The sequence below is a fragment of the Halobacillus sp. GSS1 genome (assembly GCF_017307035.1).
In the GTDB taxonomy this organism is placed as follows: domain Bacteria; phylum Bacillota; class Bacilli; order Bacillales; family Halobacillaceae; genus Halobacillus; species Halobacillus litoralis.
Genome location: NZ_JAFLHE010000011.1, coordinates 40,272 through 55,644, shown reverse-complemented (window position 1 = coordinate 55,644; position 15,373 = coordinate 40,272). Strand labels below are relative to the sequence as shown.

16 protein-coding genes are annotated in these 15,373 nt (G+C 45.8%); 9 read left to right on the top strand and 7 right to left on the bottom strand.

Annotation, left to right across the window (positions count from 1 at the left end):
• Nucleotides 1-165: 165 nt before the first annotated feature.
• The gene (locus tag J0K78_RS16225; protein WP_206947971.1) at nt 166-693 is read left to right on the top strand and encodes a competence protein ComK; all 528 of its coding nucleotides are present in this window, start codon (nt 166-168) and stop codon (nt 691-693) included.
• On the opposite strand, the gene J0K78_RS16220 is transcribed toward J0K78_RS16225, so the two are convergent.
• Nucleotides 614-1,030 (bottom strand): YhjD family protein, encoded by a 417-nt coding sequence (locus tag J0K78_RS16220; RefSeq protein WP_160911920.1) that lies wholly within the window; start codon nt 1,028-1,030, stop codon nt 614-616. The genes J0K78_RS16225 and J0K78_RS16220 overlap by 80 nt on opposite strands.
• A gap of 211 nt (nt 1,031-1,241) precedes the next feature.
• Here J0K78_RS16220 and J0K78_RS16215 point away from each other — a divergent pair, with 211 nt between their 5' ends.
• The 5 genes from J0K78_RS16215 to J0K78_RS16195 all read left to right on the top strand — a co-directional run bounded on the left by J0K78_RS16215 (nt 1,242) and on the right by J0K78_RS16195 (nt 10,256).
• A complete protein-coding gene (locus tag J0K78_RS16215) occupies nt 1,242-1,889 on the top strand; it encodes a TVP38/TMEM64 family protein (RefSeq protein ID WP_160911922.1) in 648 nt (215 codons plus the stop codon).
• A 54-nt stretch (nt 1,890-1,943) separates the two neighbouring features.
• A complete protein-coding gene (gene lepB / locus J0K78_RS16210; protein WP_160911924.1) occupies nt 1,944-2,480 on the top strand; it encodes a signal peptidase I in 537 nt (178 codons plus the stop codon).
• A 285-nt stretch (nt 2,481-2,765) separates the two neighbouring features.
• Complete coding sequence (gene addB, locus J0K78_RS16205) at nt 2,766-6,266, top strand: helicase-exonuclease AddAB subunit AddB (protein ID WP_206947970.1); 3,501 nt, start codon at nt 2,766-2,768, stop codon at nt 6,264-6,266.
• On the top strand, nt 6,266-9,985 hold the full coding sequence (gene addA, locus J0K78_RS16200; protein ID WP_206947969.1) for a helicase-exonuclease AddAB subunit AddA: 3,720 nt from the start codon (nt 6,266-6,268) through the stop codon (nt 9,983-9,985). Before addB ends, addA begins: the two co-directional genes overlap by 1 nt.
• Complete coding sequence (locus tag J0K78_RS16195) at nt 9,969-10,256, top strand: HNH endonuclease (protein ID WP_146814212.1); 288 nt, start codon at nt 9,969-9,971, stop codon at nt 10,254-10,256. Before addA ends, J0K78_RS16195 begins: the two co-directional genes overlap by 17 nt.
• 196 nt (nt 10,257-10,452) lie before the next feature.
• Here the strand turns inward: J0K78_RS16195 and J0K78_RS16190 are convergent, their stop codons facing one another.
• The 6 genes from J0K78_RS16190 to J0K78_RS16165 all read right to left on the bottom strand — a co-directional run bounded on the left by J0K78_RS16190 (nt 10,453) and on the right by J0K78_RS16165 (nt 12,358).
• Nucleotides 10,453-10,671 (bottom strand): spore germination protein, encoded by a 219-nt coding sequence (locus J0K78_RS16190; protein WP_160911930.1) that lies wholly within the window; start codon nt 10,669-10,671, stop codon nt 10,453-10,455.
• Between the two features lie 63 nt (nt 10,672-10,734).
• The gene (locus tag J0K78_RS16185; RefSeq protein ID WP_206947968.1) at nt 10,735-11,106 is read right to left on the bottom strand and encodes a spore germination protein GerPE; all 372 of its coding nucleotides are present in this window, start codon (nt 11,104-11,106) and stop codon (nt 10,735-10,737) included.
• Nucleotides 11,099-11,302 carry a spore gernimation protein GerPD gene (locus J0K78_RS16180; protein WP_160911934.1) on the bottom strand — a complete coding sequence of 68 codons (204 nt, stop codon included), beginning with the start codon at nt 11,300-11,302 and terminating at the stop codon, nt 11,099-11,101. Before J0K78_RS16180 ends, J0K78_RS16185 begins: the two co-directional genes overlap by 8 nt.
• Entirely contained in the window at nt 11,299-11,853 is a 555-nt protein-coding gene (gene gerPC / locus J0K78_RS16175) for a spore germination protein GerPC (RefSeq protein WP_160911936.1), read from the bottom strand. Before gerPC ends, J0K78_RS16180 begins: the two co-directional genes overlap by 4 nt.
• A 44-nt stretch (nt 11,854-11,897) precedes the next feature.
• Nucleotides 11,898-12,125: a spore germination protein GerPB gene (locus J0K78_RS16170; protein WP_206947967.1), complete on the bottom strand. Its 228-nt coding sequence runs from the start codon at nt 12,123-12,125 to the stop codon at nt 11,898-11,900.
• Nucleotides 12,126-12,136: 11 nt separating this feature from the next.
• Entirely contained in the window at nt 12,137-12,358 is a 222-nt protein-coding gene (locus tag J0K78_RS16165; RefSeq protein WP_206947966.1) for a spore germination protein, read from the bottom strand.
• Between the two features lie 86 nt (nt 12,359-12,444).
• Between J0K78_RS16165 and J0K78_RS16160 the strand changes: the two genes are divergently transcribed.
• From J0K78_RS16160 to J0K78_RS16150, 3 genes are read left to right on the top strand one after another with little or no spacing between them, the layout of a single operon-like run.
• Nucleotides 12,445-13,635: a DUF418 domain-containing protein gene (locus J0K78_RS16160; RefSeq protein ID WP_206947965.1), complete on the top strand. Its 1,191-nt coding sequence runs from the start codon at nt 12,445-12,447 to the stop codon at nt 13,633-13,635.
• A gap of 18 nt (nt 13,636-13,653) precedes the next feature.
• Nucleotides 13,654-14,853, top strand: coding sequence for a DUF2157 domain-containing protein (locus J0K78_RS16155; RefSeq protein WP_206947964.1), 1,200 nt, complete (start codon nt 13,654-13,656; stop codon nt 14,851-14,853).
• On the top strand, nt 14,850-15,353 hold the full coding sequence (locus J0K78_RS16150; RefSeq protein WP_160911945.1) for a GDYXXLXY domain-containing protein: 504 nt from the start codon (nt 14,850-14,852) through the stop codon (nt 15,351-15,353). The genes J0K78_RS16155 and J0K78_RS16150 overlap by 4 nt, the downstream gene beginning before the upstream one ends.
• The last annotated feature ends 20 nt before the right edge of the window (nt 15,354-15,373 follow it).

The window sequence follows — 15,373 nt, the reverse complement described above, 5'->3', positions numbered from 1 at the left end:
AAGAAGAAAAGGTGTAATTGTAGTATAGCAGAATCGTTGAAATGAAACATTTTTTAAAATGTTTAGACTTTTGTCGAGTGATTTGGTAAATTAAAGAAGATGAGCGGTAGGTTCGACCTGAGTGTAGAGCTGCCGCCACTTGAAATGAAAGAGGTGTTGTAGTGGATGACATTTGTTCATGGAAAAGAATATGAGATTAACCCTCAGACGATTGCTCTTATCGCCAAAAATACAGAGGGTGGACAAGCTTTTACGGAAGTTATGGAGACGGATGAGCGCTTTGTCATTTCAAAATGTCCAAGTGGTCTTATCGATCGTTCCTGCCGTTACTTTGCAAGCAGCCTCGATGGTCGGATTGCTGGCACAAAGCAGCTGACCGGTTACACGCACAAACCCCCGATTGTCATATCAGAAGCGATGGGCATTTATTTCTTCCCGATTATCTCCCCGAAACGAAAAGACTGTTCCTGGATCGCCCATAAATATATTCGCTCCTACCGTGGAGAGCCTAATAAAACAACGACTGTTCAATTCACGAACGGGATGTCTGTCAACCTTCCCGTTTCTGATGGCATGTTCGCCAATCAAGTTCAACGCACCGCTCATTTGCGCGTCATTCTTGAAGACCGTTTCCATTCGACACCTGTGGTTGCTGATCATCGTGCTGAACGGATTGCTGAGACCTTCTCATAAGCTCAAACAGAATATTTTCCACTTTTTTTCGAATGGCTGGATTGAAATAGTTGCGCTTCTCCTCATATCCATGAGCTAAAAAAAGGAAAGAGGTAAATGAATCGTTCCTCCCGGATTCAACGACCTGCAATTTCATATGATCCATTTGTCTTCTTAGTTCTCTCCGTTCCTTTCGCGCTTCCAGCTCCATTTTTCCGAGCATCTCCATGTACGGCTCCTTGATTTTGAATTTCCCATGTTCCATGTGTTTCCGATCCTGCCTGATAACAGTGATGGCCATAGATAAAAACAAATAACGGGAAGCGAGATCCAATTCTTTTTGTTTTAGATACCTCATGTCATTCTCCTCCGAATACGAACAAGTGTTCTTGTTTGTATTATACCACGGAAAGGTCCAATGTATGCAAGATAGTTTTACAAAAAGGTTGAAAATGGCAGGAAGGGGAAAAGCTAGATAAGGACGCACATACTGGTAGGCATGGAGCGGGATTTCAGATAAAATGGAGAAAAGCATACACTGGTCACTAGTGTACATAAGGAGCAGCATCATGGATTCAGTGTTTGAAAAAATTAACCAATGGCGCCATTTAGCGGAGAATGATCAACTATTTGATTACATCATAAGACAGCTTGAAGGATTGGAACGGTTTGGACCAATTCCGGGCATCCTATTCCCTCTTATTGAAGCGTTTTTGCCGATTTTGCCACTTGTTGCCTTTGTTTTGGCCAATGCTGTGGTGTATGGGTTGTTCAAAGGATTTCTTTATTCATGGCTTGGGGCTGTTTTTGGATCGTTGTGTGTATTTTTTATTATTCGCCGATTAGGGGACAAGCGTTTATTCAGGAAGATTACAAAGCAAAAGCAAGTGAAGAAAGTGACGAAGTGGGTGGAGGAGCATGGGTTTGGTCCATTGTTCTTGCTCATGTGTTTTCCCTTTTCCCCCTCATCGATCATTAATGTGGTTTCTGGATTATCCAATGTCAGTCGTCAGCAATTCATCCTAGCCGTCCTTTTGGGCAAAGCCGTCATGATTTTTACAATCGCCTATGTAGGTTCAAGCATCGCATCGTTTGCGCAGAATCCAGTGAAATCGATTGTTGTCGGTGTTTGCATTCTGCTTTTCTGGGTGCTTGGGAAGTATATCGAGAAAAGAATACAAATAAAGGCGGAACAGAAAGCGTACAGCGGGGATTAAGTTTGTCTCCGCGAGGGTAAAATGTTTGTAGCATACCACGTGGAGGCGCAAACAATGAAAAAATATAAAAGAGCGATCAGAACAGTATTACTCGCCCTGTTGCTGGCTTTTGTGTTCCGCTCTTATTTATTCGCAAGCTACATTGTAGACGGCGAATCGATGGAGCCTACGCTCTATGACGGGAATTTACTAATGGTCAACAAAGCGGTTTATGATTGGCAGGATATCGGAAGACAGCAGGTGATCGTTTTCCATGCAAATGAAGAAGAGGATTATGTGAAGCGCGTCATAGGAATCGGCGGGGACGAGATTGCCGTTCGAGATGATCAGTTATACATCAATGGTAAACGTGTCGACGAAAGTTACCTCGATTCACTCCGTCCGAATGACGGTCTGCCTTTTACGGAAGATTTCACGTTGGAAGAGGTGACGGGGCATCAGACGGTCCCAGAAGGTCATTTGTTCGTCATGGGGGACAACAGACGGGACAGTCTGGATAGTAGGTATTTCGGGTTTGTACCTGCTGATACCGTTGTAGGAAAAGTGGATGTACGCTATTGGCCCATGAACCAACTCGGCGTACAGTTCTAAAACGCAACCGTCCTTACCGGGCGGTTTTTTTTATGTCTATCGTTATTCAACTATATGGCAGAATTGTTGAAGAATCAGTATCGAGATATTTTCGGGATTCGTTACGCTATTGGGCGTCAGGGGTGGCTGGAAAGCGAGTCATTCCCCGCAGCCCCATACACTCAACAAAAATCTCGAAACTGAGTCTTCAAGAAAAAGGAGCGATTGTGGAAGAGCGGGAGAGCATCATAAACGGTGTAAAAATGATAAAATATATACAGAATGAGAAAGAAAGGAGCGGTCGGTATGGGGCTGCGGTTTTTGCTCGGTCGTTCAGGAGCAGGAAAAAGTACGCGTTGCTTAAATGAAATAGAAGCAAAATTAAAGGATGACCCACGAGGTCCGGCGATTATTTACATCGTTCCGGATCAGATGACCTTCCAGCAGGAGTATGGCCTCCTGAAAAGAGAAGGAGTGGAAGGGTCTATTCGTGCCCAAGTCTTCAGTTTTTCACGACTCGCCTGGAGAGTACTTCAGGAAACAGGAGGGGGAACGAAGAAGTTCATCACATCTACAGGGGTTCAAATGATGCTGCGTAAAATCGTAGAAGAACGGACGTCCGATTGGCGTGTTTTTCAAAAAGCGGTGGAGAAGCAGGGATTCATTGAACAGCTGGAGGGAATGATTACGGAATTCAAGCGTTACCGCATTACGCCGGAAGATCTTCAAGCCCAGATGGACGCGCTTGGTCAGTTTGTTCACACTACGAGTCAGGAACAGGGGTTGAGGGACAAGCTGGACGATATGACCTATATTTATGATCGTCTTGTTGATGCGTTGAAAGATCAATACATAGATAGTGAAGATCAGCTCCAGCTTCTTGCCAGCAAAATTCCTGAAGCTTCTTTTTTAGAAGGAGCAGAAGTGTACATCGACGGTTTCCACAGCTTTACGCCTCAGGAGTATCAGGTCATTGAAACTCTTTTGAGAAAGGTAAAGACGGTTCATGTTACTTTGACTACAGAGGAACCGTCAGGAGAAGAGAACCCTGAGCTGGATCTTTTCCATGAAACGAAACAAACGTATCTTGATCTGAAAAAGGTTGCCGAGGAAGCAGGGGCCCGTTTGGAAGATGTGGAAGTGCTTGACCACACGTCAGGCCGAATGAAAGATCAGCCGGCATTCATGCATTTAGAAAAGTATTACGATGTACGACCGGCGTCCCCGTTTGAAGGAGAAGTGCCGATTCAGATTGCAGAAGCGGTTCATCCCCGGGCAGAAGTCGAAGGGGTGGCACAGGAAATTCTTCATCTCGTTCGTGATCAAGGCTATCGCTATAAGGATATGGCCATTTTGATGCGTGAGCCGGACGTTTACCATAGTTTGATTGAAACCCTCTTTGATGATTATGACATCCCGGTGTTCATCGATGAAAAAAGGACGATGCTTAACCATCCGATGATTGAGCTCATTCGCTCTGGCTTGGATGTTGTAGAGGGGAACTTCCGTTATGATTCTGTTTTCCGCTTGTTAAAAACCGGTTTCATCCCAGAGACAGACCGCACGCATCCATTGAATGAAGATGCAATAGATGAGCTTGAGAATTACGTGCTTGAGTACGGGATACGGGCGCGCAGTCAATGGTTTTCAGATGAGCCATGGGTTTACCAGCGCTTTCGTGGATTTGAACAGTCCGCACAGACGGATGAAGAGAAAGCTAAACAAACGCGGATCAATGCGTACCGTAACCAAGTGCGCCAAGCGTTGCAGCCATTTGACGAGAATCTAAGAGCAGCTAAAACGATTGAAAACCGTGCTCGGGTCATCTACTTATGGCTGGAAGGTTTGCGCGTACCGGATCAACTTGAGTCCTGGCGTGCATTTTATGATGAAAAAGGGGATATCGAACGCGGCCGTGAACAGGCACAGGTATGGGATGATTTCCTGCAGCTGCTCGATGAGATGGTGGAAATGGCCGGTGATGAAAAAATGTCGCTCCAAGTCTTCCGCAGTACCATCGACAGTGGTTTGGAATCTTTAACGTTTGCCCACGTTCCGCCAAGCATGGACCATGTCATCGTCGGAAGTGTCGATCGATCAAGAATGACGGGCATTAAAGCGTCGTTCCTTCTCGGCGTTACCGATGGGATGTGGCCGATGAAGCCGCCAAGTGACGGCATGATTTCGGAACAAGAGCGTTCATTGCTTGCGGAGAATGGTATTCAGCTTGCTGATGGCAGCAACCGCCAGCTGCTGGATGATCGCTTTTATGTGTACTTGGCTTTGACGATGCCCGCAGACCAATTGTGGATCAGCTATCCCCTCAGTAATGAGGAAGGGAAGTCTAAGGTTCCGGCGACCCTCATTCAACGTATGGAGGAATTGTTTCCGAATACGAAGGAACATGTACTTTTGCAGGATCCTGATGATTTGTACGAGGCGGAGCGGTTCATTACGAATCCTCAAAAGACGAGGTCAGCACTCACTTCGCAGTTTGCACGTTATCTGAAAGGATATATGATGCAGCCGGTCTGGTGGGACCTGCTGAATTGGTATATTGAGCACGAGCCTTCCCATGGGTTGACGAATCGTGTATTACAAAGTCTTTTTTATAAGAACAAACCGGTGCCTCTTTCCAAAGAAACGACAGGGAAGCTGTTTGATAAACAAGTGAAAACGAGTGTTTCAAGACTGGAAACATACCATCGTTGTTCGTATCAGTATTTTGCACAACACAGTCTTGGACTTGAAGAACGAAGGACATACAAGTTGGATGCGCCGGATATCGGTCAACTCTTCCACGAAGCCCTCAAGCAGATTACGGAATGGGTCCAGGCGGAAGGGCGTGACTTTTCTCAATTAGGTCGTCAGGATACAGACCTCTACGCAGAAAAAGCGACCAACTCCCTGGCGCCGATTTTGCAAAATCAAATCTTAAAGAGCTCGAACCGCTATCAATATATTCAGAAGAAGCTGCAGCAGGTCATAGCACGAGCGGCGTTCGTTCTCAGTGAGCAGGCAAGGAGTAGCCAATTTTCTCCTGTAGGTCTGGAACTTGGCTTCGGGACTGGAGGAGATGCGAAACTTCCGCCATTATCTTTCGATTTGCCGAATGGATATGAACTCATGCTTCGCGGGCGTATCGACCGTGTGGATAAAGCTCTTTCGGAAGAAGATCTGTTTTTAAGAATCATTGATTACAAATCAAGCAGCAAAGGCTTGAGTCTCGTGGATGTCTTTTATGGTTTGTCGCTGCAGATGCTTGCTTATTTAGATGTTGTACTGACGAACGCTGAGCAATGGCTTGGAAAGAATGCAACCCCTGGGGGCGTACTCTATTTCCATGTGCATAACCCGATGATTACAGGGAAACAGCTTCTTAAAGATGAGCAGATTGAAGAAGAGATTTTCAAGAAATTTAAAATGCAGGGCCTGCTTTTAGAAAATGAACGTGTGGTTCAGATGATGGATACAGGTCTTGAAAAAGGATACAGTCAAATCGTCCCTGCCGCTTTGAAGGCGAAGGGCGGATTTTATAAGAGTTCAAAAACAGCGGATGAGGAACGTTTTGAACAATTGAAACAGTATATCCGTGGGTTGATGACAGAAGCAGGAACGAGAATTACGGATGGAGCGGTCGATCTGGATCCATTTCAGAAAAACCAGCAGGTCGCCTGCGAATTTTGCTCGTACCGATCTGTGTGTCAGTTCGATCCCACACTGGAAGAACACAATTACCGGAAACTTCAGGACTTAAAGGATGAAGATGTTCTGGATAGACTGACGAAAGGGAAGGAGGATGCGTAATGGTCAGTTGGACAAAAGAACAGGAGAGGGCAATTTATTCTCATGGATCGAATATCCTCGTGGCTGCTGCTGCAGGCTCAGGGAAGACAGCGGTACTGGTAGAGCGGATTATTCAAAAACTCCTTCATAAAGATGACCCTGTCGATATCGACTCCCTGCTTGTAGTGACGTTCACCAATGCCGCGGCACAAGAGATGAGGAACCGTGTAGGACAGGCACTTGCGAAAGCGTTAGAAGAAAACCCGGGATCCCATCATTTGAAAAAACAGTTATCCTTGCTGCAAAACGCTTCCATCTCCACGCTCCACTCGTTCTGTATGGAAGTGGTGCGTCGCTATGCCTACTTGCTTGATCTTGACCCTGGCTTTCGGATTGCCGATACGGTTGAATCGGATTTGATTCAGCAGGAGGTGCTTGAGGAGCTGTTTGAGGACTGGTACGGAAAAGAAGGCGAAGAACAGCAGCGCTTTTTTGATGTGGTTGAACGCTTTTCAAGCGACCGAAGTGACTTGGATGTAGAGAAATTAGTGCTCGATTTGTACACGTTCGCTACGCAAAATCCGTGGCCGGACACCTGGATCGATCAAATGGTAGAAATGTACAATGTAGGACAGGTCGAAAGTGAGATGGACCTGCCATGGCTCAACCTGCTGAAGCAGGAAGTGAAAAGCCAGTTGAAAGCCATGGAAACAGAAGCCAGGCAAGTGTTGGACCTTACTAGAGAACCGGATGGACCTTATGCGTATGCAGAAACCGCAGAGTCGGATCTTGAATTGATTCAGCAGGCAAAAGGAGCACTTACTCATTCCTGGTCAGAGATGCAAAGCTTTATGGGAGGGCAGAAGTTTGCCACGTTATCCCGTAAGAAAATGGACTGTGATGTGGATAAAAAAGAACAGGCGAAAAAGATTCGGGACCGTTATAAAAAACGTTGGAATGAGGTCCGTGATGAATGGTTCTCCCGTTCGCTGGAAAGCTATTTGAAGGATATGCAGGACCTGCACCCCGTCATGGAACAGCTTGCCGTCGTTGTGAAAGATTTTAAAGGACGCTATGAGCAGTTAAAAAAAGAAAAAGCGATCGTGGATTTTTCCGACCTGGAACACTACTGCCTGCATATTTTACTCGATGAAACAGCGACTCCAGTGGATCTTGTACCCTCCCAAGTTGCGGAAAGTTTCCAAAAGCAGTTTTCAGAGGTGTTGATTGATGAATATCAAGATACGAACCTTGTACAGGAAACGTTGCTTCGTCTGTTGACAGAAGGGAAAGATGCCGGCCACTTATTTATGGTTGGAGATGTGAAACAGAGCATCTACAGGTTCCGGCATGCCGAACCTTCCTTATTTTTAAACAAGTACAAACTTTACGGAAATGAAGAAAATGCTGGAGAGCGGATAGACTTGGCGCGCAACTTCCGGAGTCGTAAACAAGTACTGGACGCGACGAATTATATCTTCCGCCAGGTGCTTGATGAAGAGGTCGGTGAAATGGAGTATGAAAAGGAAGCGGAGCTCATTTACAGCAACAAAATTTATGATGAATTAACTGCGGATGATGCGGATGCAGAACTTTTCCTTATCGACCGGGAATCCCAGGAAAGCGACAATGACGAGGATGAGGCTTATAAAGATTTAGAAAAAGCCCAGCTCGAAGCGCGCGCTTATGGAAAAATGATTCGCAAATGGCTCGGGTATGAAGGCGGGGAACCGCTTCAAGTCGTGGATAAAGAAACCGGTGCAAAGCGTCCATTACAATACAGGGATATCGTCATCCTGATGCGTTCGATGACATGGGCTTCGACAATCGTGGACGAACTGAAGCAGCAAGGCATCCCGATTTATGCAGAGCTCTCTACCGGGTACTTTGAAGCGATTGAAATTAAAGTGATGCTCAGCCTGCTCAAGGTCATTGATAACCCGATGCAGGATATCCCGCTCGCCTCTGTACTCAAGTCGCCGATTGTTGGTCTTGATGAAGATGAGCTTGCCCGAATTCGTCTCGCGAAGAAGCGGGCGACCTATTACGAAGCGATGCAGGCATATGCAGCCAAGGATGATCTGGGGAGGAAAGTGGACGAGTTTCTGGAACTGTTGAAAAGCTTTCGGGAACAGGCGCGCCAAGGGGCTTTGTCTGAACTCATTTGGGACATTTTCCGTGAAACGGGTTACTATGATTTCGTCGGCGGGATGCCGGGAGGGCGTCAGCGTCAGGCGAACTTAAGAGCTTTGTACGATCGTGCGCGCTCCTATGAAGCTACCTCCTTCCGTGGATTGTTCCGCTTTCTTCGGTTTATCGAGCGGATGGAAGAACGCGGAGATGATCTCGGAGCGGCTCGTGCCCTCGGTGAGCAGGAAGATGTTGTCCGAATCATGACGATTCACAAAAGTAAGGGGCTTGAGTTTCCAGTTGTCATTCTAGGAGCCATGGACAAACAATTCAATATGATGGACTTGAAGAATCGCTACTTACTGCATAAAGATTACGGGTTCGGCTCCCGCTACATCAATCCTGAGAAAAGGCTCATGTATCCGACGCTTGCTTATCACGCGTTGAAAGAAGCTAAACGTCGCGAACTTTTAGCTGAGGAAATGAGAGTTTTATACGTAGCGTTGACAAGAGCGAAGGAGAAGCTTGTCATGGTCGGCAATGTCGCTTCTTTTGAAAAGAAACAGGAGAAATGGCAGAGCTTTGTGGATGCCCGTGACTGGGTGCTCCCACCACACGACCGCCTGGAAGCAAAGTCTTACCTCGATTGGGTGGGTCCTGCGTTAATTCGTCACGAGCACACGTCCGATCTCCGGGGAGATGTGGAAGTGATGACCGCTGAAGAAATTCACTATGACGAATCTCAGTGGCGGGTACGCATTGCTCATGGAAGTGAATTTAGTGTCCTTGACGAAGTGAAAGAAAAACGGGATGAACAGCTGCAGCAGGCAGTTGAGGAATGGAAACCGGTCGCCGTTCCTGAAACAGCGGATGAAGCTTATGTGAAGCGTCTCGATTTTGTGTATCCACATGAAAAAGCCGCAAATACCCGTGCCAAGCAGACTGTGACGGAAATTAAACGTCAACGTGAGACGAAGGACGAATACTCAAGCGATCAGCTGCTTGTCCCTTACCGTGCACCGATCATCAAGCGTCCACGTTTTATGCAGGAGGACAAACAGCTGACGGCAGCAGAACGCGGAACTGCTATGCATACCGTCATGCAACACTTGCCTTTTACAAAGCAATGGAAGAGAGACGAAGTGGAAGAGTACGTCGAGCACCTCGTTCTTAAAGAAGTGCTCCGGCGCGAAGAGGCGGATGTGATTGATTTCCAAGCCATTGCGGATTTTTTCAAGACTGATATAGGAGCATATGTATTGCAAACGGATCAGATTGAACGTGAAGTTCCATTCAGTCTGACTTTGCCTGCTGATGAAGTTTATGCGCACTGGGAAGAATCGACAGATGAGCAAGTCTTCATCCAGGGTGTTATTGACGCTATGATTCCGTATGAAGACGGCTGGATGATTCTGGATTATAAATCTGATGCGATTCCGGACGGAACAGAAGATGCAGCACCGAAATTGGCGGACAGATATCGAACACAATTGAGCTTGTATCAAAAGGCTCTCGAAAAGATTTGGAAACAGCCCGTCCGCAAGAGTTGTTTATATTTCTTTGAAGGATCCTTCATGGTGGAGGTCGATACACATGGGAGAGACCTGTGATCTATGTTCCCGTTCACCGGTCAAGACGACAGAGCATCACTTGATTCCGAAACAGTACGGAGGCGTGGAAGGACCGACGGCCATGCTTTGCAGTGCCTGTCACCGTCAGATTCATGCGTTATTCACAAACGAAGAACTGGCCGCTTTTTATCATAGTGTAGAGCGCTTGAAAGACCACCCGGATATGCAGAAATACTTACGCTGGGTGAAAAAGCAGGACCCTGAGAAGAAAATAACGACAAGAAAATCGAATCGAAGAAAGAGAAAGTGAAGACATCGGACACGCGTCCGGTGTCTTTTTTTGATGAAAAGAGAGGTGAATCCGGGCTTTCTAAACACACGAATGGGAATAACATATCGTAGGAAGTGACTTAACAAGAAGGGATAGCGTCTTAACGCAGGCGTAAGGGACTTAACGAAAAACGGAAAACAAAAGCGCCCTGACAATCAAGGGCGCTTCCGTACATCTAAGCATTTGCTGTAATATTTTGATCGGCAACGTCTGGGTCAAATGGGTTCGTCGAGCTGAGTCCGTTGTTTGTAATGATCCAGTTTCCCGTATTTAGAGCTCCCGATCCGGCATTTGTTTTGCCTGTAGATTTAGGGGACAAATAAAAAGAATCTCCGAAGTTAACAACTCCACCACCGACGCTGTTGATACTGATGGGTCCGACAATAGCCGGCATCGCAATCGCCTCCTTTTTGGTGCGATTCAAGCATTATAGTTACAAGGTATGCACAACGGGCCTTTATTGTTCTTCATTCTTGAGGATGCGGAAGTGTTTCGTGTAATTGATGGCATCAATATGATCTATGCCTCCGATTTGAAATACCCCAGCGGTAGAGACCCCGATTACACGTACGTGGTCAACTACAATCGGGCGGTTTTGATAGTAAAAAGAGTCGATCTGAACAGGGGATAACGGAGGGGAGCTCTCTTGGGAAAAGATAGGGAAATCTTCAAAATCATAAATGTCAGCTTTGAATTCTAAACCTTCTTTTTGTACAGCCAGCACTTTTGAAGAGGGGGCGGCACGGTAAACATCTCCGATATCAACGATGGAGCCGATGAGCACTGAGGTAATGTCTACGTCCTGAGTGTAAACCATCCTCTTAATCATTTGGTTCCAACTCGACATTTGAATTTTCTTCAACATTCTCAAAAGGACCGATAATCAGAGATTCGGGAGGAGTATCAAAGAAAGATTGAAGACGGATGGTTTTATTATCTCCAATCAAAAAGACGGAAGAACCAGAAACGCCCGTCACGCGAATATTTCCTACGTGCAGGCCATAGTTGTGTACAATATGATTCAACGATCATCATCTCCTTGTAGAGTCTCGAAGTACTGCGCTATGGAGTGTTGGATTTCGGTTTGGATTTGATGGAAGAGGGTTTCAGGTGGAGCTTCTGGCTCTTGGTTACGGTAATACTCCATGCGCTGTGGCAGCTGTTTACGAACATCTGCAATCATCCGTTCTTTATGCTCCTCACTCACTTGTATGTCATGATCACGGCAATACTGATTCATCCAAACGGGGATGTCTGAGACCATATATTCTTGTAAAAAGTGCAGCGCCTGATCATCTGTTTGTGGCAGTTGGTTCCCTTGGTTGCTATATAAGTCACCGATCTCAGAGAGGTCGGATCCATTTGGAGTCAGTCCGATTTGCAGGGTTCCTTCGAGCGTCTCGATTTTCAGCTGATCAAATTTATATTCGATTTTTTCGATAACCGTCCTTGGTGGGTGTTCAATGGACTGGATCTGCTCGATTTTTTTTTGTAATTGCTCAATCATTTTCTGTTGTTGTTCCATCTGGTTCATCATTTGCTGGATCCATGACTGCCAGGAATTGTATTGGTTCAAGTGCGCTCACCCCCTAACCTAACTTTATGAAGAGAGGGGGACATCTATGTTATGGAAAGTGGAACGAGCGTGCCGCCTCCTGCTTCAGGGATGATGACCTCTCCGTCTTTCGGCTGTGCTTTGGGTCCAGGTCCTGTATAGCCGCCAGTGTTATACAGATCAGCTTTTGACTGGATGACCCCGGAGCTTCCGATTTGAAGAACAGAAGAGTTTGTTACGGAGCCGATCCTTAGGACGTGAATATAGATGGACTGGTGGACAGTAAGATTCATAGACGCACCTCCTATGCATTATTCACAATGGGTTGATCAATAAGCTCGGAGTCGTTAATGAACGTATCTGATCGGTTAATGTGGATTCGGATGCCATCACCAGTATTGAAAGAACCCCCACCGGCAAAAGTTTTTGCTGTCGCTTCCGGAGCCATATTGTAGACGTCACCGATGTTAAAAATACTTGAAGACGATAGGGAAATCACTTTAACGGCTCCGACTTTTGCGGGCATAACAAAAACTCCTTTCTACAGTTTATGAAACTTCATTGTCTAAATGACGTAAGAAAAGTAAAATAACTATCATAGGGGGAATACATATGAAAAGGAAAGGTTCACCTCTCCGCGAATCTGAACGGATCGACTGGGTCGATGCAGCCAGGGGGCTTGCGATTCTCGGAATCTTTATGGTCAATGTACCTGCATTTAACGCTCCATATTTTTTGTATGGGGGGGCAGCGGAATATTGGCCATCGCCACTCAGTCATACCGTACAAAATTTCATTGATATTTTCTTCCAAGCCAGTTTTTATACGTTGTTTTCCTTCATGTTCGGATTCGGTATCCAGATGATGAAGGACCGTCTTGTGGAAAAGCAACTTCCATACCAACGTGTGATTTTTAGGCGTCTCCTTGTACTTACAGGATTCGGGCTCATTCATGCTTTCCTGATCTGGCACGGGGATATTCTGCTTTCCTATGGAGTCCTCGGACTTGTTCTGTTGGCCTTTTTCAATGTTCATGAAAAATCGTTGCTGTACTGGGCGTTCGGAATGTTGGCCTTCCTTGTGCTGCCACTGACTTTTTCGCTGTACATGATCAGGGATCAGATGCAGGGCATCGTCAACCGTCCGGCGATCCAAGAATCCCTGGGGAACTATGGAAGCGGATCGCTCGTTGATATCTGGCGGCAAAACTTAGCCGACTGGGTATATGCCAATCAATGGGGGAACCTCCCATTTCTCGCTTTAAGTTTAATTCCGATGTTTTTATTCGGGATGTATTTTTGCCGGAAGCGATGGCTTCATAAACCGAACGACCATTTGCATTCCATTAAAAATATATGGGTGCTGACGGGTATATTGTTCCTCATTTTCAAAGCAGGACCGCATTTATTCGGAAGTCCGGAATGGTTTCAGCTGGCTCAGGATAGCATCGGTGGTTCAGCGTCAGCTATCTTTTATGTCTTATCTATTACTCTATTGTTCCAGACCTCAATTGGTGCCCGTATCGTCCATCCTTTAACATGGGTCGGCAGGATGTCTTTATCCAATTACATCCTGCAGTCTATAATCAGTTTCATCCTTTTTTATTCCGTCGGCTTTGGGTTATATGGTGACGTCCCGCCGATTGGAAGTTTGATTATCGTTATAGTTATATTCACCGGCCAAGTCTTCGTAAGCAAGGCGTGGTTGAAAAAGTTCCGTTATGGACCGTTAGAATGGTTATGGCGGACGTTGACGTATGGGAAAAAGCAGCCATTGAGAAGAAAAAGAGAGGCAGTTTCATAAGAGAAGGGGGCAGATGTCTTGAATCGTGATCACCTCGTTAAAGAAAGCAAAAAATGGGTAGAAGATGCGATTATTAGTGAAGTCCAGCGTGATCAATTGCTGGAACGCTATCCTAAAAAGCAGAACAAACCCGTGCTGCTCACTTTTGCGGCTCTTTTCATAGGGCTGGCGTTTTTGACTTTCGTTGCATCAAACTGGTCTTATTTGACGGATCTTGGGAGAATGGTGATTCTTCTCACTTCACTAACCGTCTTTTATTTGTGCGGAGATTGGGTGTACAGGAAAAAATCCAAACGGGTCGGGATCAGTCTCATCCTGATTGCTCTTCTGATCTTTGGATCCAGTATTTTTCTTACCGGTCAAATGTATCACTATACATCCTACAGTGCTTTTCCATTTTTCTTATGGGCTATCGTCGCCTTTGGTTTGTTTTTGATTTTTAAAGACGATTCATTTTTTTACGCAACACTTGTAATTATGACGGTGGGACAGCTTTACAGTGGTCTTGTTTTTCAGCACTTCCACATATGGCTGGGCCTTCTGTTCATTGTTGGTTTAGGGTGGTTCGTATTGAGTTCACGGAAAGTAACTCAATTAGCCGCATTTGGAACGAGTTACATGCTGCAAGCTGTCATTCTGGTATTTAGTGAAGGCATGCCCTACTATTGGTTGATCGCGTTTTTCTTACTGCTTTATGTTGTGGAGGATTTCCTTCTCGAAAAAGGGAAGGTGCATGTATTCAAAACCCTGAGTATTGTATCTGTCTTCACCATGCTGATTCTGCAGGTATTTTTCCTCGGAAACGAATATGTCGGTGAACTAACGGAGTCCTCGCTTTACTTCTTTTTAGCCTGGGCCATTCTATTCTTCTTTTCTGTGGTGAGGTCTGCGATGAGTTCGACCAACTACTACTGGATTGACTTGCTTTTGTTCGTCCCGGTTTTCCGCTTTGAATCTGGAGATATGTTGTCCCTCTTCATTCTCTTTCTTTATTCCCTGCTATGGTTGATCTCAGGATATCAGCAGGAAGTGTCAAGGTGGGTCAATAAAGGGACGGTCGCTTTTCTCCTGACTACTTTTATAGCTTATTTTCAGCTCGCCTGGGATTTCATGGATCGTTCGTTGTTTTTCCTGATCGGCGGGGTTTTATTGTTTGCACTCAGTTACTTCCTTGAGAAAAAACGACGCACCATTCATAAAGGAGGAGAAGAGAGATGAAGCAGCGCTCGTGGTTTTATGGACTTGTTACTCTGCAAATCTTGTTTCTTCTTCTCATGTCCGCTTCTTACTATGTCATGGACATCTGGGGCCAAACTATTACTCTAAAGACGGCACCCGTGGACCCGCGTGATCCTTTTTACGGGGATTATGTAACACTGGACTATGCGATTGAACGAGTACCAGAAGAGAAATGGTCGGTCGATGAATCATTGAACCGAGGAGAAAAAGTGTTTTTGCTGCTCGAGGAAAATGATGAAAAAATCTACGAGCTTGTAGAAGCTTCTACCCTGTGGCCTGAAACAGAGGATAATCAAGTGGTGCTTACCGCTAAGTATCAATGGTCTGATCCTTCGCTCCAACAATACCAAGTGGATATCGGTCTTGGAAGGTACTATATTGAAGAAAATACAGGGGCGTTTTGGGAGCAGAGGGAGGAGCGGGAGGTGGAGGTTATCCTTGCCCCCTGGAAACAAAAGAAAATCGCTTCTCTTAAATAAAAAATACGACAGCCCCAAAG